Below are 500 nucleotides of genomic sequence, written 5' to 3' on the forward strand. Positions count from 1 at the left end.
CTATGACCCAGAATTAAAGCCATTAAGCGCCGATGATCTTAGTCAATTGCAACAGCAGCCACCGGTAGTCTTTACTAGTCAGCAACACCAAGCCGGTTTAAATTACCTGTTAGGCAAAATGGAATTAAAAGATATTCAGGATCATCGACTGCAACGGGTCTTAAAACATGATGGCACCCGGCAACTGTTTATCGGCGAATGTGGCCAAGATCCTAAGTTGGATCACAAACAAATTGAAATGGTGCAAGCCCGTTTGAAACAACAGACAACACGGTTTGATCAATATAAGCAAGCTCAAGTTAAGGACTATCAGGCCATTAATTATTACCCAACTAGCCCGAAAAACTACCTGACTAATATTTTTGACGAAGCCTTAATAACCATTTTATATGCGAAGAACACGGACTATCTAAGAAAGCAGCAACTACGTGGCTTAAAAGAGACCGAGTGGGCAATGACGAAAAAGCAGCGGCAACACCAAACTCGAAACCGGCATGAAG

At 42.4% G+C, this 500-nt stretch carries 1 pseudogene; it reads left to right on the forward strand.

Features of this window, described 5'->3' with window-relative positions:
- Window positions 1-500 (forward strand): annotated as a pseudogene (locus tag FD47_RS14755) (MobQ family relaxase); the annotation flags it as partial.

Origin of the sequence: Lentilactobacillus parafarraginis DSM 18390 = JCM 14109, assembly GCF_001435895.1 — a bacterium.
GTDB classification, from domain to species: Bacteria; Bacillota; Bacilli; order Lactobacillales; family Lactobacillaceae; genus Lentilactobacillus; species Lentilactobacillus parafarraginis.